The 22,705-nt window shown below is 36.3% G+C and carries 23 protein-coding genes; 17 read left to right on the top strand and 6 right to left on the bottom strand.

The genetic code is table 11. The features are described 5' to 3' along the window. The first annotated feature begins 49 nt into the window (after positions 1–49). From PO771_RS10060 to PO771_RS10005, 13 genes are all read left to right on the top strand, one after another. Positions 50–1,531, top strand: coding sequence for an aminotransferase-like domain-containing protein (locus PO771_RS10060; RefSeq protein ID WP_272559544.1), 1,482 nt, complete (start codon positions 50–52; stop codon positions 1,529–1,531). 50 nt (positions 1,532–1,581) lie between these two features. Further along, complete coding sequence (locus PO771_RS10055; RefSeq protein ID WP_272563136.1) at positions 1,582–2,766, top strand: aminotransferase class I/II-fold pyridoxal phosphate-dependent enzyme; 1,185 nt, start codon at positions 1,582–1,584, stop codon at positions 2,764–2,766. Positions 2,767–2,986: 220 nt separating this feature from the next. Beyond that, complete coding sequence (locus PO771_RS10050) at positions 2,987–3,865, top strand: Abi family protein (RefSeq protein WP_272559543.1); 879 nt, start codon at positions 2,987–2,989, stop codon at positions 3,863–3,865. Positions 3,866–3,909: 44 nt separating this feature from the next. Then, the gene (locus PO771_RS10045; RefSeq protein ID WP_272559542.1) at positions 3,910–4,974 is read left to right on the top strand and encodes a PD-(D/E)XK nuclease family protein; all 1,065 of its coding nucleotides are present in this window, start codon (positions 3,910–3,912) and stop codon (positions 4,972–4,974) included. Continuing rightward, positions 4,965–5,288, top strand: coding sequence for a DUF1259 domain-containing protein (locus PO771_RS10040; RefSeq protein WP_272559541.1), 324 nt, complete (start codon positions 4,965–4,967; stop codon positions 5,286–5,288). The genes PO771_RS10045 and PO771_RS10040 overlap by 10 nt, the downstream gene beginning before the upstream one ends. 245 nt (positions 5,289–5,533) lie before the next feature. Then, entirely contained in the window at positions 5,534–5,734 is a 201-nt protein-coding gene (gene cspD, locus PO771_RS10035) for a cold-shock protein CspD (protein WP_272559540.1), read from the top strand. A gap of 114 nt (positions 5,735–5,848) precedes the next feature. Continuing rightward, positions 5,849–7,255, top strand: a complete 1,407-nt coding sequence (cshA, locus tag PO771_RS10030; RefSeq protein WP_272559539.1) for a degradosome RNA helicase CshA — start codon at positions 5,849–5,851, stop codon at positions 7,253–7,255. Between the two features lie 151 nt (positions 7,256–7,406). Beyond that, on the top strand, positions 7,407–7,898 hold the full coding sequence (locus tag PO771_RS10025; RefSeq protein WP_272559538.1) for a CarD family transcriptional regulator: 492 nt from the start codon (positions 7,407–7,409) through the stop codon (positions 7,896–7,898). Positions 7,899–8,147: 249 nt separating this feature from the next. Continuing rightward, complete coding sequence (locus tag PO771_RS10020; protein WP_272559537.1) at positions 8,148–8,570, top strand: SET domain-containing protein; 423 nt, start codon at positions 8,148–8,150, stop codon at positions 8,568–8,570. Between the two features lie 358 nt (positions 8,571–8,928). After that, positions 8,929–9,120, top strand: a complete 192-nt coding sequence (locus tag PO771_RS19440; protein WP_422664938.1) for an Rpn family recombination-promoting nuclease/putative transposase — start codon at positions 8,929–8,931, stop codon at positions 9,118–9,120. A gap of 15 nt (positions 9,121–9,135) precedes the next feature. After that, positions 9,136–9,384 carry a hypothetical protein gene (locus PO771_RS10015; protein WP_272559536.1) on the top strand — a complete coding sequence of 83 codons (249 nt, stop codon included), beginning with the start codon at positions 9,136–9,138 and terminating at the stop codon, positions 9,382–9,384. Between the two features lie 36 nt (positions 9,385–9,420). Further along, positions 9,421–9,627, top strand: coding sequence for a hypothetical protein (locus PO771_RS10010; RefSeq protein ID WP_272559535.1), 207 nt, complete (start codon positions 9,421–9,423; stop codon positions 9,625–9,627). 162 nt (positions 9,628–9,789) lie between these two features. Next, positions 9,790–10,608, top strand: a complete 819-nt coding sequence (locus PO771_RS10005) for a hypothetical protein (protein WP_272559534.1) — start codon at positions 9,790–9,792, stop codon at positions 10,606–10,608. Positions 10,609–11,162: 554 nt separating this feature from the next. Here PO771_RS10005 and PO771_RS10000 read toward each other — a convergent pair. Then, entirely contained in the window at positions 11,163–11,603 is a 441-nt protein-coding gene (locus tag PO771_RS10000; RefSeq protein ID WP_272559533.1) for a YaiI/YqxD family protein, read from the bottom strand. 77 nt (positions 11,604–11,680) lie between these two features. Here PO771_RS10000 and PO771_RS09995 point away from each other — a divergent pair, with 77 nt between their 5' ends. Then, entirely contained in the window at positions 11,681–11,884 is a 204-nt protein-coding gene (locus PO771_RS09995; protein WP_272559532.1) for a hypothetical protein, read from the top strand. Between the two features lie 255 nt (positions 11,885–12,139). Here the strand turns inward: PO771_RS09995 and PO771_RS09990 are convergent, their stop codons facing one another. After that, the gene (locus PO771_RS09990; RefSeq protein ID WP_272559531.1) at positions 12,140–12,511 is read right to left on the bottom strand and encodes a cytochrome-c oxidase; all 372 of its coding nucleotides are present in this window, start codon (positions 12,509–12,511) and stop codon (positions 12,140–12,142) included. 371 nt (positions 12,512–12,882) lie between these two features. Between PO771_RS09990 and PO771_RS09985 the strand changes: the two genes are divergently transcribed. After that, complete coding sequence (locus tag PO771_RS09985) at positions 12,883–13,056, top strand: hypothetical protein (RefSeq protein WP_272559530.1); 174 nt, start codon at positions 12,883–12,885, stop codon at positions 13,054–13,056. On the opposite strand, the gene PO771_RS09980 is transcribed toward PO771_RS09985, so the two are convergent. The 3 genes from PO771_RS09980 to PO771_RS09970 form a co-directional block, all read right to left on the bottom strand. Continuing rightward, positions 13,034–13,618, bottom strand: a complete 585-nt coding sequence (locus tag PO771_RS09980; protein ID WP_272559529.1) for a site-specific integrase — start codon at positions 13,616–13,618, stop codon at positions 13,034–13,036. The genes PO771_RS09985 and PO771_RS09980 overlap by 23 nt on opposite strands. A 553-nt stretch (positions 13,619–14,171) precedes the next feature. Continuing rightward, complete coding sequence (locus PO771_RS09975; RefSeq protein ID WP_272559528.1) at positions 14,172–15,092, bottom strand: HNH endonuclease; 921 nt, start codon at positions 15,090–15,092, stop codon at positions 14,172–14,174. 12 nt (positions 15,093–15,104) lie between these two features. Further along, complete coding sequence (locus PO771_RS09970; protein WP_272559527.1) at positions 15,105–16,556, bottom strand: AAA family ATPase; 1,452 nt, start codon at positions 16,554–16,556, stop codon at positions 15,105–15,107. Positions 16,557–17,362: 806 nt separating this feature from the next. Here PO771_RS09970 and PO771_RS09965 point away from each other — a divergent pair. Both PO771_RS09965 and PO771_RS09960 read left to right on the top strand, forming a co-directional pair. Beyond that, complete coding sequence (locus PO771_RS09965; RefSeq protein ID WP_272559526.1) at positions 17,363–20,527, top strand: serine/threonine-protein kinase; 3,165 nt, start codon at positions 17,363–17,365, stop codon at positions 20,525–20,527. Further along, the gene (locus PO771_RS09960) at positions 20,528–22,285 is read left to right on the top strand and encodes a hypothetical protein (RefSeq protein ID WP_272559525.1); all 1,758 of its coding nucleotides are present in this window, start codon (positions 20,528–20,530) and stop codon (positions 22,283–22,285) included. A 60-nt stretch (positions 22,286–22,345) separates the two neighbouring features. On the opposite strand, the gene PO771_RS09955 is transcribed toward PO771_RS09960, so the two are convergent. After that, complete coding sequence (locus PO771_RS09955) at positions 22,346–22,675, bottom strand: helix-turn-helix domain-containing protein (RefSeq protein WP_272559524.1); 330 nt, start codon at positions 22,673–22,675, stop codon at positions 22,346–22,348. Between the last annotated feature and the right edge of the window lie 30 nt (positions 22,676–22,705).

Genomic DNA, 22,705 nt, shown 5'->3' with positions numbered 1-22,705 from the left:
TTTTTTCTCTCGTCTTTTATGTCATCATTATAGAGGGGGGCGATGAAGGATGTTCCAGGATTTCAAACTCGTCGGTGACCGTCCAGTTGCGATACAAGTGAAAGAATACGTCAAACGTTTAATTATAAAAGGGGCGCTTCAGACGGATCAGAAGCTGCCCTCCACACGAGAAATGAGCGGTCTGCTTAAGGTGAGCCGCAATACAGTCATTGCCGCCTATGAAGGCCTAGAGGATGACGGATTTACGTATGCGATTCCCGGCAAGGGCAGCTATGTGGCCGCCATGGTGGGCCAGTCGGCTGTAGATAACGGAGGAGCTGACGGCTCTGCCTGGCAGATCGACTGGAAGACAAGAATGAACGAGTATGCTGTATCGGCTGTAGAGTTGGATATGATGAAGCAAGGTATTCGTGCTCCAAAAGGAACCATCTCGTTCACAAGCATCGCTCCGGATGAGCAGCTATTTGATCTGGGGAATGTAAGGCGAGCCTTTATGGACCGGATGGCAATCGAGGGGCAGGTGCTGCTCAACTATGGCTATGCCAAAGGCTACAAGCCGCTGATCGATTACTTGATGCATTATATGGAGAACAAGGGCGTCGATATAAGCGGCAAGGATATGTTGATTACAGGCGGGTTTACAGAAGGCTTTGACATTGTGCTGTCGGCATTGCGCCCTTCTGCACGCCGCGGAGCAGCCATTTGTGAAAATCCGACCCATCATACAGCGATCAAAAATTTGAAGCTGCAAGGGTTTGAGATTACCGGCATTCCGATGGAGCGTGACGGTATTGATGTGGAGCGGCTAGAGGCGGTACTGCAGACTAATAGCTTCGATCTGGCCTATTTGACTCCTTCCTATCACAATCCGACAGGCATCGTCATGTCGCCGGCAAAGCGCAGTGCCGTTATGAAATTAATGATGCGCTATCAAATTCCGGTGATCGAGGATGGATTCAATGAGGAGCTGCGCTACTCGGGATCGCATATTGCGCCCTTAATAGCGACAGCAGGGCAAGGGAACGGAGTCATCTATATTGGCAGTTTCTCCAAGGTGCTGTTCCCTGGCTTGCGAGTAGGCTGGGTGCTTGGAGACCGAGCACTGATCGACACTCTGGAAAGCATTAAGCGGGCACGCACCATTCATACATCAACAATCGATCAATCGATTTTATATCAATATTTGCTTAACGGAAATTTCGATAAATATGTAAAAAAAGCACGTACAGAGTATAAGCGCAAATATGAGCTGACAAAGGCATGCTGTGAAGCACATCTTCCAGAGGCGCAGCTGTCTGGTGACGGGGGCTTGCATTTGTTCCTCACCTTCCCGACAGGCGTACATACACGCCAGCTGCTAGAAGCTTGCACAGAACAGGGCGTTATTTTTACACCGGGAGACAAGTTTTTTATTCAAGAAGGCGAAGGGACGAATACATTGCGGCTTGGTTTTTCACGAGTAACGGACGAAAATATCGAACGGGGTATTCAAATAATCGGCAAACAGGCGCGCAGCTTTCTTAAGGCATAACGATCAATGATTTTTAAGAAAAATGAGGTGTCATGATGAAAAGGTGCAATATGTTTAGTGAAGAGAGAACAGGGCAGTTTTTATCCTCGCGTGTACGGGATATTCGACCATCGGGAATTCGCGCTTTTTTTGATCTAAATGCAGCAGGCGGAGATACAATCGCCCTTGGAGTCGGAGAACCAGATTTCGTTACACCGGAAAAGGTACGTGAAGCTTGCATTCAGGCATTGCATGAAGGGCAGACGAAATATACTTCGAATGCCGGCTTGATGGAGCTGCGAGAGGAGATCTCTGCTTATTTTTCCGGTAGCTTCGCGCTTTCCTATGACCCCGAGCAGGAAATTATTGTGACGGTGGGGAGCAGTGAAGCCGTCGACCTGGCACTGCGGGCAGTGATCGATCCGGGTGACGAGGTGCTGATTCCGGCGCCAAGCTATATTGCCTACGAACCAATTACCCAGCTGCATGGCGGTAAAATTGTGGAGGTGGCGGCTACGGTAGAGGAGCAGTTCAAGCTGACCCCGCAAGCACTGCAAGCGGCAATTACGCCCCGTTCAAAGGCTTTAATGATCAATTATCCGTGTAATCCGACCGGAACAGTTATGACGGAGCAGGATTGGCTGCCGATTGTAGAGCTCATTATCAAACATAATCTGGTCGTTATTTCAGATGAAGTGTATGCCGAGCTGACTTACGGGAGAAAGCATGTCAGCATCGCCTCCTTGCCAGGCATGAAGGAGCGTACGATTGTTATTAGCGGTTTTTCCAAAGCTTTTGCGATGACAGGCTGGCGGGTAGGCTATGCGTGCGGTCCGCGTGAGCTGATTGCCGGCATGCTGAAAATCCACCAGTACACGGCGATGTGTGCTCCCACCATTGCACAGATTGCTGCGCTCGAATCATTGCGTCATGGCTTGGCTGCCAAGGACGAGATGATGGCGAGCTACAATGAACGCCGCAAGCTGTTTGTGGCCGGCTTGAATGCAATCGGGTTGGCCTGTCACGAGCCTGAGGGGGCCTTCTATGCCTTTCCTTCCATTACTTCTACTGGAATGTCATCTGAGCAGTTTGCTCTTCGGCTGCTGGAGGAAGCGAAGGTGGCGGTCGTACCGGGACATGTATTCGGATCAGGCGGAGAAGGCTTTATTCGCTGCTCATATGCAACCTCGCTCGTCGATTTGGAGAAGGCGCTGGAACGGATGGGAAGGTTTATGCAGGCGATGCAGCCGATTTGATGAAAACTTCAGCATATGTCCCTGATATTTATATGGAGTGGGCGAGGGCTGGCATCATTAATTTGTTTCCAACATTAAGCCAGGACAAAGATTTTCATAGATCTTTACCGTACTGCATTGACCTATGGTATTTTAATCGACTATAATAACAATAACAGAACTCACCACGCCTCTTAACAATGCGGACCAGGGTGAGTCTTTTTATTTTATGGAGGTTGCTATGAGTGAATCCACCGAACAACCAAATCTAAAGCCGCCGGTAACCTACGAGGAACAACTAAACCTTTTAAAGATCCGGGGGCTAGTTATTAAAAATGATTTAGAAGCTACAGAAATTCTAAAGCGAGTTAATTATTATCGGTTAAAAGGGTATATGCTCTCTTTAAAACAGAAAGAACAATTTTTCGCCGGAGTTAGTTTTGAGCATATTTTTAATTTATACGAATTCGATCGTAAATTACGAAATATTTTGATTCCGATGCTTGAAAATATAGAAATCGCTTTTCGTACTGACATTGCTTATTTACTGGCCCATAAGTACGGAACTATAGGATATAAAAATAGCGAATTTTTTCAAAATGAAAAATGGCATGCTGAATTTCTATCTCGGGTAGACAATGAAGTGAAGCACGAGAACGAAACTTTCATCACTCACCATAAAGTTAAATATAACGGGCAGCTTCCTGCTTGGGTAATGGTTGAAGTAATATCATTCGGTGCTCTTTCTATGTTGTTTCATAACTTGCATAAAGAGGATCAAAAACAAATAGCACAGTCGACATATTACGTCTCAGCGTTTTACATTAAGAGTTGGCTAAGATGCTTATCATATATCAGAAATGTATGTGCCCATTATGGACGGCTATATAACAAAAGAAAATTAATTGTATCTCCTAAGCTTTTTGATTCCGATTTACAAAAAGGGGTCAAAGAAGGTAGCGTGTTCTCAGCTATTTATATTATGCGTAGGTTATGCAGAGATAACGGGGAATGGCATAGTTTTGTTACTAATCTGCATGCTTTATTAGAACAATACGAAGATGTAAAACTTACTGACATTGGATTTCCAGATAATTGGTACGACTTACTCAATGGATAAAATTACCTTGGGGAATTTGTTTCTATAAGAAAAGGAGAGGGAAGTTGAAATCACTTTTTCTACGACAATATAGCTTATTAAAAAGCACGGATTTTCACCCATTAGAAGATTATTTAACAGAGATTATTAGTTTACTATTTGAGTGCCCGAATAAGTTATCTGACTTTGCTGATCATTTTTTAGATGAACAGTTGGAAAAAGCTGAAACTATACATGTCCACACTCAAAGAACTTATTCAAAACTAAGTACACATTCAGTGGACAGCCGTCCGGATTTAGTTATTACATTTAGGAATCATACAAAAAAGCATGTTTTATTTATTGAGAACAAACTTGGTAGCGGTGAAGGGAATCAACAACTTACGAGATATGCAGATCACTTAAATGAATACCGTAAACGAGGATATAGGGTGCATTTACTTTATATAACCCAGTATTATGACCCTAAAGATGGAAGCTCTCTCTTTAGCAAATTGAACCGTAGTGAGTTTAAGCAAATACAGTGGTACCAGTTTTATGCTTGGCTACGAGAATATACGAATGATCTTTATTGTAAGCAGGTTATTACATACATGGAGGAGTTACGTTTGAATAAGAGTCGTAGATTTTCCCCTCTAGATATTTATAGTATTCAAAACGCTAGAAAGACACTAACTATGATGGACGACTGTTTGGATGGAAAGGTAACTGAGGCATTCAGCAGATTATTTGGTAAGCCTAAAAAATGGCCAAATAGAGCCATGCAACTAAGATATGATGATCGATATGTTATTACACATGATCAATCGGATTGGAAGTACGTTGTGTGTGGTTTTTGGATCAATGAAGAGGAATACCCGACATTATGTGTGCTTATCGAAGTATCTCCAAATTGTAGTCTTACCGAAGAAGTACTAAAAGCGATGGAAACATTCGGAAAAGAAAATGAAGACTGGATATACGAAGAGCCAGATGATATAAATGGTTGGAGTTGTTTGTATCATGAAATATCGTTATCGAGCTTGTTAATAGAAGAGGATCATATTAATAGCATCCAGGACTACTTTGTTGGTAAGTTGGAAGAGCTATATAAGTTAAAAGATGAGAATCCTAATCTTATATGGAAATAACAAGAGAGGTCAATCCAGTCGCTCGTGCGTTACGTGAGAATGGTATCGAAGTAACAGCCCTACACAACTATATGCTAAATGAAGAACCACGTCTCTTTTATATGCATTTTTGGGCAAATGGCGATGCAGTAAAATTAGCTACAGGGCTTCGTACTGCTCTTAATAAAACAAACAGTCTACAAAGGACAAAAGATCTATTAATTAGGAATCAACAATTTCCTAAAAGCCTACCCGTGATTGTGTTACATGCAACTACGGATAGGCTTTTTGTTGTTCTTAATACACTTCTGTACTTTCCATCGCAATATGAGTAACACACAATCCTTGAAAATAAATACCTATGTGCTACTTACATTCTCTATAAAAAATGTTTGTTTGTTGTTACTTGGAAATGAATGTGATATACTACATTTAAGATTTAACTATGTATTGATATTTATAATTCACATGTTATCAGGGGTTATATTTTCAGTGTATATGTGACCCGCGATAATATGTGAATTTTTATTTTCTACGGCAAATATAAGCAGCATATTAACTAAACTTTTGGAGGTTCTTTATGAATACAGGTACAGTAAAATGGTTTAATGCAGAAAAAGGATTTGGTTTTATTGAGGTTGAAGGTGGAGACGATGTATTTGTACATTTCTCTGCAATTACTGGGGATGGATTTAAATCGCTTGAAGAAGGCCAACGTGTAAGCTTTGATATTACGCAAGGCAATCGTGGCGATCAAGCTGCAAACGTTGTTAAGCTATAAACCAATAACAAAAGCTTATACGATACATGTATGAGTGCAAGGCTGCTAACAAAATCATGTTAGCAGCTTTTTTTGAGTAAATGAAATATAAACAAAGAAAAGGTGTTTTTGAGTATGATAACATTTCATGAATTAGGTATAAGCGAACCCATGCAAAGAGCGATTACGGATATGGGTTTTGAAGAAGCATCCCCCATCCAGGAGAAAGCGATCCCAATTGCCCTGATGGGGAAAGATATTATTGGACAAGCACAAACCGGTACGGGTAAAACAGCAGCTTTTGGTATACCGATTTTACAAAAAATAGACACGAGCAAAGAATCGGTTCAAGCCATTGTCATTGCCCCTACCAGGGAATTAGCCATTCAGGTTTCAGAAGAGATAAACCGCCTAGCAAAATATACGAAAATCCGTTCCCTCCCTATTTATGGAGGAGAGTCAATTGAACGTCAAATTAAAGCGTTAAAACACCGTCCGCAAATAATTACTGGAACACCTGGCAGACTGTTGGACCATATCAAACGAAAAACGCTGCGGTTACATCACATTTCAATGGCCGTACTGGATGAAGCGGATGAAATGTTGAATATGGGATTTCTAGAAGATATTGAGCAAATCCTCAAAGAGACACCAAAAGAAAAACAGACCTTATTATTTTCGGCAACCATGCCAAAACCGATTCAAAACCTTGCGGAAAAATTTATGATCAACCCAAAAATCATTAAAGTTCAGGCGAAAGAAATCACATCTCAAGCAGTGGAACAAGTGTATTATGAGGTAAATGAACGTGATAAGTTTGATGTTCTTTGCCGTCTGTTGGATGTGGAAAATCCGGAATTGGCGGTCATTTTTGGGCGAACAAAAATGCGCGTTGATGAATTGAGCGATGCCTTAAATAAAAGAGGTTATCTTGCTGGTGGATTGCACGGAGATTTAAATCAGCGGCAGCGAGATGTTGTAATGAATAAATTTCGTGAGGGCAACATTGATATTTTAGTCGCAACAGATGTTGCTGCCAGGGGAATTGATGTTTCAGGCGTTACTCACGTGTATAATTTTGACATCCCACAAGACCCAGAAAGTTATGTTCACCGCATTGGAAGAACAGGACGAGCTGGTAAGACGGGGATTGCAGCGACATTTGTCACACCGAGGAAAACAGGTCAAATTCGGGATATTGAAAAAGCTACAAAAGTAAAAATTCGCCGCAAATCGGTTCCGACAGTTGCAGAAGCGATGAAGTCGAAAGAACAGATAGCGTCAGAAAAGATGATTCAGCTAATCGAAGAGGGTCACCATTCACAGTTCGAGCAAACAGCAACCGAATTACTGGATCGGTACGATTCTGTTGTATTAGTTTCGGTTGCCTTGAAGCTGCTGACAAAGGAACAGTCGGATACGGTTATTCAGCTTACCACAGAAGAGTCTCGCCCTTCGAAGAAGCCTAAATCAAAGGGGCGAGACGGAGCAAAAAGAAAAGTAACTAGGAATAAAGGGTTTGCGGGAAAAGACAAAAGATAAGCGAGGACGAACAACTTTAGGGTAACAATCCAATTTGAGTTCATTCTATTCAGGATTAACGGTTATTCTGATGCTTGATTTGTTCATATTGTAGGATTATTTTGTTATAATAATTTATCTCCTAACTGGTATCCTAGGAAAGGGGATTTGATTGGAGGTGGATTTTTTGTTTCAAATTGGCGACAAGGTTGTTTATCCCATGCACGGTGCTGGTATAATCGAAGCCATAGAAGAAAAAGAAATCCTAGGAGAAAAGCAGCCATACTATGTCATAAAAATGTCCGTGGGTACTATTCAAGTAATGGTCCCTGTAGAAAAAGCATCCATTCTTGGCATACGCCCAATTGTTGATATGCTTACAATGGAAAATATACTGCTTGGTTTTCATGACGGCGAATCAGAACCATCTCTCCCATGGAACGAAAGGCACCGCATGAACGCGGATAAAATGGGAACAGGTGATATACAAGCAGCTGCTAAAGTCATCCGTGGTTTACTATACAGGAGTAAAGAAAAGAAACTTAATACAAACGAACAGAACATGCTAGACAACGCAAAGAAAATTTTGATTAGCGAACTCGCGTTAGTTAAAGGGATCACTGAAAGTCAGGCAACCGATTTGTTAAATAAAGAAATCAACTAGTTGATTACGAACAGCTATTTTAACTAATTATATAGTACCATGACTGAAAAATTGTTCGGTCATAGTGGTATTTCGATTGAAAAGGTGTTATAGTAAATGTCTGAGCCGATATTTGCGCTACGTCTGTTGCAATCAGGTTGTGGAGCCTGAATAGACGTACTGAAAAAAAGAACCCTTTTCAAGGGTTCTTTTTTTATCTTTCGATTCCTGTTAGTAAGGTTCATACAAAAGAATGGGTAGGTGCCGAGTATGATTGAGATAAAAACTTCCACACTTAGTGATGGAGAATTCAATAGAGGGGTATTCGCGACACGCGACATAGCAAAAGGTACACTCATACATGAGGCACCGGTTATTCCTTATCCGAATGAGGATCATGTTTTTATAGAGCAAACGGTACTTGCCGATTACGTGTTTGAATATGGTGCAAACCACACTGCAGTCGTTTTAGGATATGGGATGCTGTTTAACCATTCATATAAGCCCAATGCCACTTATGATATTAACTTTGAGAACCACACATTTGACTTCTATGCTTACACAGACATAAGAGCAGGAGAAGAAATTCTCATCAACTATAATGGTGATGTCGATGACAAAGATCCACTGTGGTTTAATAAGGGGGAAGAAGGATATCCCCTAAAGGAAAATAAAGAGTGTAAGAATAAATAGTTTTTAGTAATTTTATAGAGGCTATAAATATCAAGGACGTCCCAAAACAGTAGGGAACGTCCTTATAAATTTAATTGGAAGACGTTACATCGTTTTTTTATATCTAAGCGGAATGGGAGTCATACTCTTCGGACAAAACCTGCTTCCTTAGCCAATGCCTGAAGAACATTAGGAGATGGCTAAGTGAGGTTATACGATTCTCTGCACACCAGTTCTTCATAATTACTCTGTAAACAGAAGATGGTTATTTTATTGAAATATCCTGTTTTGAAAATGCAGGATTTTTTCTTGTTCAGTAAAAGGACCAGATTGTTGAATAAGTCAAAAACTGCGTAACAAAAATATTTTGAGATTAATTGTGGTGAATGTCATTTTCTATGTTCTTCTCGAAATGCAGTCTAGTGTTGACTTTCAAATGCCGTTTCGACTGTTATTCTACATGCTTGAGATTTGGCGAGATATCCTGAAGAATACCGATAAAAACGAAGCAGTACGTAAAGATTTCCGCCTTGTACTATACAACGGAAAGCAGGAGTGGACGGCACAATGAACATTTAAAGAAACCTTGAATGCCCATGAACTGTTTGACGACTATGTGCTTAACTTCTCTTATATCCTGCTCGATGTTAATCGGTATTCAGAAGAAGAACTTCTCGAGGTTTCCAACCTCATCGGTACTGTCTTTTTATTAGATCAGAACGGTGATGAAGAATCACTTCGTAATCGCCTGCGGAAGCTAGCCAGTTCTGTTCGCTACTTGAGTCCTGAAGAGTTTCAGCTATTACGCTCTTGGCTTATGCATATTTTCGTATAAAGGATGTCTGCACAAATACAAAAAGAAGCGAAGCGTATGATTGAAGAAGGAAAGGAAAGTGAATTCATTATGATGATGCACAACTTGGAACGGACGTTGGATGAAATGATGGACAAGGCAAAAGTAGAAGGAAATTTGGAAATGATAAAGAAATTATTAGATTTAGGAATCCGAGATATTCCTATACTTTCAAAAGCATCTGATTTACCAGAGGGAGAAATCAAGAAACTACGAACGAATTAACAAACATATATGCATAATGTTCGTTAAAATCTCTCGGAAATGCGAAGTGTTCACCGACCGGATACAGATCGTTTTTATAGAAAACCGAACATTCTATGCATATATTAAGATCACTTCATATTTATATTTGAGATAGCTAAATTAAAAATGTGGGGTATAAAATTGAAAAGTAATTTGAAATCATTCTTAATTGCATTTTCAGTATTAATAATTGGTGTTGTTGCTTTTTTAGGGTTTATTATTATGATTGATGATTACGATGATGCTCCCAAAGATGGTACAAAAAGTTTCTTATTAAAAAGGAAGAACTTTTCTAATGGAAATTGGAAACTGAAAATTGATAACAATGTTGATAATACATACATGTATATAAATGATAGTGAAGCATTAGATAAGTACAAAAATGACTTTTTTGTCATAGAAGAGCATGCAGCATATTATACAACTTCAGATTATACTGTTAACCTATACAATGGAGAAAAAATTGTAGAAGCAAGTGATGTTAATAATTTTAATAAAATTAAATTCGGTAATCTTGAAAAATACTTAGTGAAAGTAAAACGTAATGAGTTTTTTACCTACGAAAAGGATGAATATTTATCTAAAGTTTCTGAGCTTAGGGCAAACAACAATATAATAAACATTAATCCTAAAGAAGAAATGAATTCTAAAGACTTTTTTGGTATTGTAATCAACTTTAAGGGAAAAGTTGAAGATATGGATAATTTTAAAGAGAAATTATCTCAACAGATAAACAATATATATTCTTTGAGCAATGAAATTTTTCCTTACGATATTCAACCATATAGTAATAGTGATAAATATAAATTTGGTATTGTTGTTCCTATTTATTTCTATGAGGGGGAATTCAACATTGATAAACTACGTGAACTTGATTTTATCAAAAATGTAGCTGAAGAAGTAAGGCTAGAAAAGGAAATTACTAAGTATACGATAGAATATGGAGAGATAGTTAATTAAATATTTATTGAGGCTCAACGACCATGATGCATAACGAAAAACACTCCAAATAATTATGAAAAAGAGTAACGCCCTATGTCCAAAAACGAAGATTTCGCTTGGAATAAAACATGGATCGCACCATATGAATTCCCTTGGGGGATATTGGAGAATTGGGGAAACACGCTATGTTTGTGGGGCTTTTAACGGGGGAGAAGTCATACTCAATATAAATAGGCCCTTGATCCTCACCATTCAGGTGCTTCAGAAAAAATTCAAAGAAGGAAGGTCTATTTCTTTTGGCTAAATGACAGTATTGCTACGATCAATGTTGATGTGATCACTAACATAAGTGCTTCAAATATTGGTATGGGCTTATCCCCTCCTTTCAGTAGGGGATAAGCCAACACCCTTGAGAGAGCTGTATCTATGTACTGTAGCTTTGAAAAAAGATGAACCGTTTATAACAAAGTTGCACCGTTTTACCCCTTTGGATATGGTTATCTAAAGGGGTGTTTTAAAGGAAAAAAGCATCTTATTTTTCTAGGTTTTCCTTAAAAATGGACGGTTCTTTTTTAACGTGAAATCGCTCTTTTAAAAAGCTCCCTAAAATTCTCCCTATCTTCTGATGTAAATGGTTTTGGCCCCTTTGTACGCTTTCCGCTTTTTCGGGCCATTGCATTCAAATAACGTGTTTGTAATAATTGGTCAATGTTTTCATTTGTATAGCTATACCCATTATGGTGAAGAACCGTACACCCTTTTGTTAAACCTAGCGAAGCAAGACCATAATCTTGCGTAACGATTATATCTCCTTTTTCTGCTAACTTCACAATCCGATAATCCGCAGCATCTGCTCCAGAATCAACATAAATGATTTCCACTCCTGATGGTTGTTCCGCATTAGAAAAATGAGAAAAGCTAGTAACAAGGATAACAGGAATTTCAACATTCGTACCCTCAGAGATAATAATATCTTTTACCGGACAAGCATCTGCATCAACATAAATTTTCATCTTTATTTCTCCCGTAAATAAGTTTGAGTTGATGATAATGGCAGATTTAGCTTTTGTCAAACGATTGTGGGGTGTTTGTGATCAAACTTTATTTCAAAGCAATATTAGCATGGGTTTTACGTCAAAATGTTGGCGGTACCCCATTTAGTAAAGATCAGTGGGAATTACTACTCAAAGAAGCAAATTCTAACCCACAATGTTACGAAGGCCGCTATGCGAAAACTTACCATAACCAGTTATTAGAAACCGCCAAGAGTTTGTTGGGTAATGATGTGGAATAAAAATACAAAAAAAAATTTTAACGAAAAAAAGATTGCTCCATCTCTGGAACAATCTTTTTATTCCATAAATTACTTCACACAACCATATGGATCATGGATAACGGTGATTATTCAACCATGTTATTTCCATCTAAATACTAAAAGGAGACTTAACTATGCGGTGCCCATTTTCTGAAATCATTTGGTACATCGTGAAGATGTGGCATCCACGAAGAGAAAAAGAATAGGTTCGAAAAAAAATCTATTCGTTAACGATTATGGATTTGATTTCACATTCAATAAGACGTTTATTACAAATAGAACAACACCGAGGCTTGTAAGAGTAGCACCAATTGCGATAACAGGCTCAAATGCGGTTTTTCCTGTTTCAAATACTAGAAGCCCGATCATCATAATAGGCAGCCCGATGTTATGAAGCCAGAAATGGGATGTGGCTAGTTTGTTCCGGGCAGCGTCAGGGAAGAGATGATAAATGATGCCGGCTAATGCTAGGGAAGTCCAGCCTAATAAACCGATATGAGCGTGGGAAGGAGCGTAATTAAATTGGTGGGTGATAGACATGAACATTCCAAGGATAATTGCGAGTAAGAAATATACAGATGCAATCTTCAAAAGTCTAATTCCCATTGATCTTACCTCCTTATCGTTGGTACTGTAGTATATGCGCTTACTGTAATGAAATAACAAGCTTTAAGTACGAACAATAAAAAAGTAGCGATCTCATTGCTGTGTTACAGCTAATTAGAAGTGATTGCTGGTCATTTGGACGGTACCATCCATAAAATGCGTTGATATCATAAGAATTCTTTAAACAGATGAACAAAGAGGGGGAATTACCTCGCCTGCGGAAGCTAGCCAGTTCTGTTCGCTACTTGAGTCCTGAAGAGTTTCAGCTATTACACTCTTGGCTTATGCATATTTTCGTATAAAGGATGCCTGCACAAATACAAAAAGAAGCGAAGCGTATGATTGAAGAAGGAAAGGAGAGTGAATTCATTATGATGATGCACAACTTGGAACGGACGTTGGATGAAATGATGGACAAGGCAAAAGTAGAAGGAAAGTTGGAAATGATAAAGAAATTATTAGATTTAGGAATCCGAGATATTCCTACACTTTCAAAAGCATCTGATTTACTAGAGGAAGAAATCAAGAAACTACGAACGAATTAACAAGCGTGCATGCATAACATTCGTTAAAATCTCTCAAAAATACGAAGTGTTCACCGACCAGATACAGATCGTTTTTATAGAAAACCGAACATTCGACCAGTTCTTGGCGTCTCATACCCGTAGTAGCAGGGAAGTTAAACATGAGTTCATTGCGAATCGCGAAGTCATGTTCTTCACATTCCAGCTTTCTAAACAGCATCCTCAGTTCTTCAAATTTCATGTAGACAGGGAGTCGTTTGTCTGTTTTAGGCGAATCAACTCCGCTCATAAAGTCAATGTCGATCCATTTTTCCCGTACGCAGTAGTGGCTGAACGATTTGAGACAGGAGATACGCCGCTGGAGCGTACGAGGTTTGATTCCATATGAAAGAACCTGATCCTGGATAAAACGGTGAGCTGTCGTAATGTCAAGGGATTTCAACTCGAAGGAACGCTGCTGCTTATGTAAAAAAGAACAAAAACAGCGTAGATCAAACGCATAGCTGCACAGCGTATTCGGCGAATAGTTTTTTTCAACTTCTAAATAAAACAAGAAATCATCGACGGCTTTTTGAACATCCATATACAACGACCTCCAAAAAAATGTGTTACAGGGACGAAACGATCCATTATAGATGTGACCCCGAGAGTTATTCAGACACTGATTTCATTATCAGGACATTAGAGGGGAGGAAGTTCCCGATAATGAATCTTATCAGATGTTCAACGACGAGAAACTACTCCTTTTGATACAACTAAAAAAACCAGTAAATATCTGTATTCCTATTTTAAACGGAGTACTTTCTTGTCGTAAAAGTTGCGACAAGAAAGTACTCCGTAAACGTAACCAATTGTTGGACGACAACAACATGTATTCTTAAACTACTGTAGTATTTTTATATCTACTGTCGGGATTTTATCAAATAAATCCCCTTGAAAAAGCGGGCTGTGAGAAAATTTATTAAGAAAGTTCATGTAATAAAACCGTTTAATTTTCAGCTTAAAAAATCAAAGCCCTTCTACAATTGAAATGTAGAAAGGCTCTTTAAAGTTGTTTAATCGCCATCTAAACGTAAAGAAGAACTAGTACCTACTCAACAAGCAGTACCTCAAAAGAAGTAAAAAGTAACTGAGAATCAGACTCTATAAAAGCTGTGTAATTGTGGTAGAGCCGTTCCCATAAACCAGCTAGAGTTTTTTAAAGCCTCAAACATTTTTGTTTGCCATGAATTCGGATTTTCAAATTGATATGATTGTAGATTATCATTTATAAAGTCTAAGGCATTGTTTGAAGGGTTAGAATTATACTCCCTCACTAATGATTTTACTCTTTTACTAAATTCTCTTGTAGCGTTATCGGCATATAATTTATTTAAATTAAGTAGCTTGAATTGATTATTGATACGTGATTTAAGTACTGAATCTACGATTGCGTCTGAAACCTCATAAGAAAATGTGATTGGCCATATGTTATCAATAACTTTACATTTTAACCAATCTTGATCACTTATATCGTCAAAATAAGGGTGAATTAACATTTTATCTTCTTTAAGATTGTAATTATCTAATTTGTCTTTATTGCAGTCTGAACAACAAGGTAGCAAGTTTACAGGTGTAATTGCAAAAGAAGGGAATTTGGACTTAGGTAGATAATGATCTACAGTTTTAACTTCTCTATGTGAGCAGTAAGGACAAAGATTAAAATATGCATTCAATAAAATTAGATCATACGCCGTACGTCCAATCTTAATTGAATCGGGTTCATCAACTAGAAAGTTTGAATAAACTTTTTCCATTTCTTTAGCACTAATAGTTCTAGAGATTGAATCATCTAATTTAGCATCAGTAGGTATACTGATTGTATCGTGCTCTTTAAGTGTGTGAAGTAATTTATTTCCACCTAATTCTTTGTAATTTTCTTGCTCATCTTTGAGGAAAGATTTTATGGACGATAATCTATTTATGAGGAATTGATTTTTTGAATTATTATGTCGACCAACTAGTAACTCATCAAAAAACTCTTCAACCCCATATTCCGGTGGTTTCAATAAGTACATATCAGTATCCTCTTATTTTTTTCCATTTATCTCATTTAGATGTGTTCGAATAACTGACTTTGCTTCGATACTAAGTTGATTATTAAAAAGATTAAGAACATCATCATAATCAGGATTTTCTTCAGCTACTTTTCTAAGTAGCGTATGAAATCCTGTTTTAGGTATTTCTAGTCCAAACACTTCTTCTGTTAAAACACCTATATTTTCGCCAAAAGTTTCGAAACGAGGACGAGTAATCTTCATTTGGGTCCCATGTTTGCGTATAATAGATACACATGTTTTAGGAACTTCTTGCAATACAACCGGTGAGTGGGTTGCTAAAATAGCTACAGCATTTTCTGCAATTGTGATTTCTGAAATTGCACGAACAAAAGCTGATAATAAAGGCGGATGTAGATGTGTTTCTGGTTCATCAATAAGAATTAATGTTTTTTCAACTATTAGTTCCACAATTTTAGTTATTGATAATAAGATTATTTGGTGGCCGGAACTAAGAGTATCAAAAACCCTGCTAAGTAAAGAACTGCATTTTTCTACAGCTTCGTTATTTTTAGAGGTATTAGAAAATTTTTTTAAAATATTTATTAACCCGTATTTTTCTAAGTTATAATCTGCATTTAATATTTCCAACATTCGATATAAGTAGTAGTATCTTTTCTTTGAAAGTATACTTCTAATGGAATCATGAAATTCTAATTTCAGATCTTCGTTGGATTTTGTTTTTGAGTCGTGAGTTTTGACACCTACATAATAATATTCTTTTCCTGTATTAGTAGATTCATAATGGCCATTTTTATCAAAGACACTAAAGGAGATAAATATAGCGTTTGAAAACTCTTCATTTAAACTATTTCCTAGATACCCATCTATGATTCCTTTGAGAGCTGTAGTTTTTCCTGAGCCATTAGTACCGATAATCGTATGGATATTAGTTGGGGGCAATAATTCAGGTGTTACATCAAAATTAAATGCAACAACTTTATCTCCTGATTGTATTTCAAAAGTAAAATCATAATTAGTTAAAATTGTGCCACCATGAGCTATTCTTCTAAATTGTGTCCTTACTATTTTTCTATTCACTTCTCTTAGCAATGACGTTTTAACTACCTTTTCTTCAATGACCTCATCATAAATATCTTCAAAGAATGCTAAATCCTTTAAACCGGTTAAACACTTTATTCTAACATCATCGCCTAGCCCACGAAGTTTACTATAAAATTTTACACTTCCTCCCAGAGAGAAATAATCCTTAGGAATAGTATCGAAAGAGTTTGGAAGCTGAGTATATCCTCTTTCTTGCCCTTTATGACCAATTTTGACATACCCAATCTCAGTTTCTTTTAAGTTTTCATCAAGATAAAATAAGTTATAAAGTGTATAGAATCCATCATCATTCCAATTATCGCGAACTAAATGAAACCCTGATTTATTTCTTGTAGTTCTAAAGGGAGTTAAATAAAACAATATCTAAAACCTCCAAGTTTTTATTTGAATTAATTATATCTGAAGTACGTCGATATTTTACTATGAATTATATATGCATATATTATCTTTTGGGCGACCTATAGAAATATCACATTTTCTGCATGCTGATACTAGCATTGACAGAGGAATCAGGTCATAAACAATTAGCATCATTAGTATAAAAAAGAAATAGATAAAGCAGAAGTGTCCACGGCAGTGTACGTTGTGACAGATGAGTATATACATAGTTCATATCTTCTTTTGCTGTAAAAAGGACAAGTTATACTTATCTTCTAAGTTATCCCCATTTTGACAAAGTGTAGCAGACGTAAGGGTGACGCTAGCCCTACGCGAGAACAAGAAGTTTTGAAGTATATGATTCAGGTCTTTAGGTGCAAAGGAAACAGTGGTATTATTTTTGTTTTTTCTGCCGGTTACTTCACACATCTTGATGATGAAATTATAGATAAAGTGAATACAGCACTATTAATACAGTTAGGTTTAATTGAATTCTAGCAAACTACTTAGGCACTCTTTGAGTGCTTTTTATTTTATAGTTCAGTCAAAAACAAAATTTAAATAAGGTACAGCTCGATGTATATAACAACTTTAGAAAATTATTAATTATGATACGCATCCAATCTTGTAGTATTTTCTTACTTAATATAATTAAGGAATTAGACACAGCACCATGCTATAATATTCCATATAGGTAATTACTACCTTGTTTTGATATCAAATATAGGATTTATTCCAACTAAAAACAACTCTAAATTACTTGGTTTAAGGGAGATGGAAATATCTATATGATAGGTAACATAATAGCTAACAAATATCATTTGCTAAATGAAATTAATGAGGGTGAAACAAGTTATGTGTACATGGCAAAAAATATTAAGACAAAAGAAGCAGTAGCTGTTAAATTACTAAATTTGAGAGTTAACTCAAAAGAGGCTGAGGAGATACAAGAGATTTTTAGGCGAGAATCGGAGGCTCTCTCATTATTAAATCATGAGAATATTATAGAATATCTTGATTCTGGAATTGAGGATGATTTTTTTTATATAGTTACAAAATATGTGGAAGGTTACAATTTAAAGGACTATATTGCACAGAAAGAATTAAACCTTGAAGAGAAATTGCAGATTATTTTAAAAATACTAGATGGAATTGCTGAAGCACATAATAAAAATATTCTGCATAGGGACCTAAAACCAACAAATATCCTAGTTTCAGATACAGAAAATGTAAAGATTATTGATTTTGGAATTAGTAAAATACTTGGGATTAATAATAGAGGAAATAAAACTTTAAAAGACTACATGACAGTTGCCTATTCCTCTCCTGAACAGCTTTCAAGAGGAAAATTAGATATTAAAAGTGATTTATACTCCGTCGGGGGTATTCTCTATTATCTTCTAACTCATCAAAACCCACCAGAAGATAAGGATAAAATCACTGATAGTATTAATAATATAGTTTGCTCAGATAGCCTAAAGAAAATACTTTTTAAAGCGTTACATAAAAATGCTGAAGAAAGATATATAACGGCTTACCAATTTATTAAAGATATAAAACAAGAATACATTTATATGTATTCAAAATCCAAAACTTTTTATGTGAAGTTTTCCGACTCAATATCTAATCACTTGTTTGAAGTAGGGAAGATTGGGTATAAAAATAAAGCAAATGTACAAACCTTTATTTCCAATAATCTAAAGCAAAGTAGTATTTATAAAGGGAATAGATTCTATTATCTAATAGGAGAAAGATTAAAGTACCGTTGTTATTTGTCAGAAGACTCTAGTCATTTGATTATTGACAAAGTCTTTGTACTAGATAGCTACACAGAACAAGAACGTGAATTTAACAAGGGTATTACACTGGATATTGAATGGACTGTTATTGATTTTAGTAAGAAGCCAACCAAGACACCCCACTTAAAGGAGCTTTTACAGCAGGTAATAGTGGCTAAAGAAAAACTAGACGCTAAGAAAAGTAGAGAAAAGAAAAGCAACGAATTAATTAAAAAATGGGATAGATATCTTAGCGAGGAAGATCAAATAAACTACAGAAAAGCAAATTTGGGATATTACTCGCATTTTAGCTATGACTGGGAATCAGGGAAGTTATTTGTAGATACTGACAAAATTAATTATTCATTGGCAAATGGAGATCCAATACAGTTAACTGATCAAAAAGGAACCCAAGTTACTGTTGGAGTTTATGATGGAATTGAAAACGATCAATTAAGTATTATCCTGAATAATAATATTGATGTTGATACCCTAAGTACAAGAGGAAAAATCGGTTTAGATATTATTCAGTCAGCCTCAGTTGTAAAAAGATTAAGAAGGGCTATAAGAACTCTTAACCTTAATAGTTCAACTAATAAACAGCTACTACACCTTTTGGCCAATCCTCAACATATAACCATGAAGAAGCCTAAAATGATAAAAGATTTTTGTTACCCTAACCTAGATGATTCTAATAAAGAAGCTGTTAGGAGAGCATTGGCTACAGATGATATTTTCCTAATTCAAGGACCACCAGGTACAGGAAAAACGACTGTGATTACAGAAATTGTTTGTCAAATTTTTAAGGAAGATCCTCAAGCTAAAGTATTGCTTTCATCTCAATCACACGTCGCAGTTGACCATGCAATCCAAGGTATAGCACAGTATCTTGAAGATAAGAAGATTATACGAGTTGGTAGAAGCGAGAGGATATCTGAGTACTCCGAAACTTTATTGATAAAAAATCAACTTTCTAAATGGATTGAGGAGGTTAAAAATTCTTCAAAGAATGGGGTAATTGACTACTTTAGGAAAAATTACAGATTAAATTCTGACGAGGAACAGGATATATTGAATCAATTGGTTAATTTAGGAGCCGAATACACATCAACTACAGAAACAACACATTCACCATTAGACTATAGGAGTAATGAAATTAAAAGGAAATTTACTCTTATTAAAGAATGGCACAGACGTCTAACTGCTTTAGATGAATTTGATGAAATATTTGCTCAAAAGGCTTCTATTGTTGCCGCAACTTGTACTGGAATTGCATCAAGACATTTATTAAATGACATGACTTTTGACTGGGTAATTATAGATGAAGCAGCAAGGGCTACTGCACCCGAATTGCTTGTACCTATGATCAGAGGAAAAAAGGTTATATTAGTCGGAGATCACCAACAGCTACCTCCAATTATTGGTAGAGACAGAGAGAAAATCAAGAGTCTTGAGATTGGTATAAAGAGTTCGGATTTAGAGAAAAGCTTGTTTGAAGAACTATTTGATAAAATTGCTCCAGAAGCAAAGATCGTCCTTACCGCTCAGTTCAGGATGCACCCAACAATTTCCAAAATGATTAATAAGATTTTCTATCCTACAACTAATATAATCACAAAGAAAACAGCCGAAGAAAGAGCACATTTACTTGATTGGCATCCGAAATCAATTATATGGTTAAATACTGAACGCTTAAAAAATAATTCGCAACAAGAACTATTTAATTCTTTTAGGAACAATGTAGAAGCCCAGATTATTTTAAGGCAACTAGAGACCATTGAACGGAAATACGCAGGGGTTAGTTCAAAGATTAAAGTAGGAGTTATATCTGGATATGATCTTCAAAAGAAGCTTTTAATCAACTTGATAAAACCTAATGACTCAAAGTGGAAAAACTTAAAAATATTCGTAGACAATGTCGATGCATTTCAAGGGTCTGAAACAGATATTGCGATTTATAGTTTAGTTAGATGTAATCCTGAGAATAGAATAGGTTTTTTAAGTGATGAAAGAAGATTAAATGTGGCTCTTTCCAGAGGAAAAACATGCTTAATTATAGTTGGTAATGCTCGTTTTGCTCGAAAAGCAAGTTCTCATAAGGGAAATCCATTTGCTGATGTTCTTCGATTCATTGAAAGGTATCCTGATGAGTGTGTAATGGAGGAGTTAATGTAAATGAACATTCAAGTTGTTATGGAAAAAGCAAAAAGTGAATTACCAAGCTATAAATTAGTCGGTTATTTTGAAAAGGGATTTCCTCAATACAAAAGGAAAGTCCTATGTTTAATGCTAAAAGATAAGAAGCTTCCTGTTGTAGATGAATTTGTACTTAGGCTATATAAAGAAGATATGGAACTATCAGATATGGCTTCTTGCCTTGGTATAGATTTTGGACTTATAGAGAACTCTTGGTACAACTTAGAGCACTATGGTTTGATAGATACAGAAACAAAACAAATTACAGAACTAGGACATACCTATTTGCAAGAATATAAAATAGACAGTTATGAAAAATTAGAAATTGATATTTACGTTGATGCCCTTACTGGGAAGATAACCAAGAATAATAACTATATGGATGGTAGGTCGGCTGGACAAATTAATATAAGTGTTTTGAATCCATTATTTAGATTTCCGAAAATTGATGATATTAATAAAGAGCAACTTAAAAAAGTGATTGCAGATTACAAATTGAATGATCCAGATAATTTTGATGGTAGTTTAATAGAAATCCTAAATATAGAAGGAAGAACTACACATTATAAAAGAATGTATGTTTTTATATATTGTAGTGATGATGGTGATGTTCAGTTTCTAGTATACGAAGGAATAAAAAGGTACGAAGAATATGAAATCGCCTTGAAAAAGTTAGAAGAAAAGGGGATAGCTGTTTCAGAACCTAAGATGGGTACCTACTTCTCAGAAGACAGCATCAATTATATTGACAAATATATAGATGAGAACAAGCAAATTCCTCCTGAAGAATCAATGAATATTTTTAATCAGTATTTACAGATAGCTAAAGAGGAAATACATCTCTCTTTACCACTTATTGGGGATTGCACACCACCAGAGATGTTAATTTACACCATACAAAAGAGGCTTAAAGAGGGCATTAAAATTAATTTAGTCATATCTGGAAAAGAGTTTATCGATACTCATCAGAAAAACCAATATGAAAAAATTATAAAGTTAAGAAGCCAAAATGATAATCTCAAATTACTTCATATACCAAGCTATAACAATAAAATCTTATTAGTAGACAGAAAAAATGGGATTATCTCTAGCTTTTCTAAGCACCAATTGGACTTATCTACTAGTAAACATGGTATTACGGAATATGGATATTCACTTGAAGCTGAACAAGTTATCAATTGTATTGATGATATGTTTAATCAATTCAATAAAGAAGAAGCAGACTCTGTTTCCTTAGATCACGGTCAACTAAAACAAAAAATTAAGACTATAGTTCAGTTAGTTACGGAATTTGATGATCATGTATTACCATTGAATAAAGTGGGCTGGACAGCAGGAGCACCAATTCCGAATGTACAGCAACTATATGACGTGCCTTTATGTAAATCTGAAAATCAATTTAAGGTTTTTATAAGTTCACTTCATATTTCCTTTGTAGAGTCACTAGATAATGCAGGAAAATCCAAAAATAAAAAAGGTTACTTTTGGAACGAATTCAAACAAGAGTTTCCTGATATACACAAAACGCTTCATAAAATACGATTATATAGACACTCTACAGAGCATACATCGTTAGATGATAAAAACAAGCCAACTTATTTTGGGTTCCTTGAAGAAGATTTAAACGGTTCTCTACCTATGTTTGTAGAAAAAGGCTACCTAATTTTGCAAGAAAAATTACTAACCGAATTGGAAGCCTCTTTACGAAACCATTTACAAAGACTACTTGATGTGTGAACTACTTTTAGAATCAAAAGAAAAGCCTCTTATCATTCTACGAATGATAAGAGGCTTAAATTATTCTCTAAGCGAACGTTCCGCTCGGATAAAAGCAATAAAGTGTATCAATTCATCAGAGGTTACTTCTTTATTGTCAATTGAAATTTTATAATTTTTTAATAGTTTTTTATTAGTAAATTCAATTTTATTATCAATTCTTCCAATCAGATAATCAACTGTAACATCGAAATATTCAGCTAAAGCTATTAATATTTCGATACTCGGTTGCCGATTGTTTCTTTCGTAATGGGAAAGGGAAGTGCTTGTTATACCAAGATGCGAGGCTAAATCTTTTTGTTTAATTTCATGTAACTCACGTAACTCAACAATTCTATCTCCACACTTCATATAAATCCCCTTGAATATCTTTTGAAAGAC

This window comes from Aneurinibacillus uraniidurans (assembly GCF_028471905.1).
Classification (GTDB): domain Bacteria; phylum Bacillota; class Bacilli; order Aneurinibacillales; family Aneurinibacillaceae; genus Aneurinibacillus; species Aneurinibacillus uraniidurans.
Note: the sequence above shows the minus strand (reverse complement) of the source record. Positions and strands in the feature narration are given on the sequence as shown.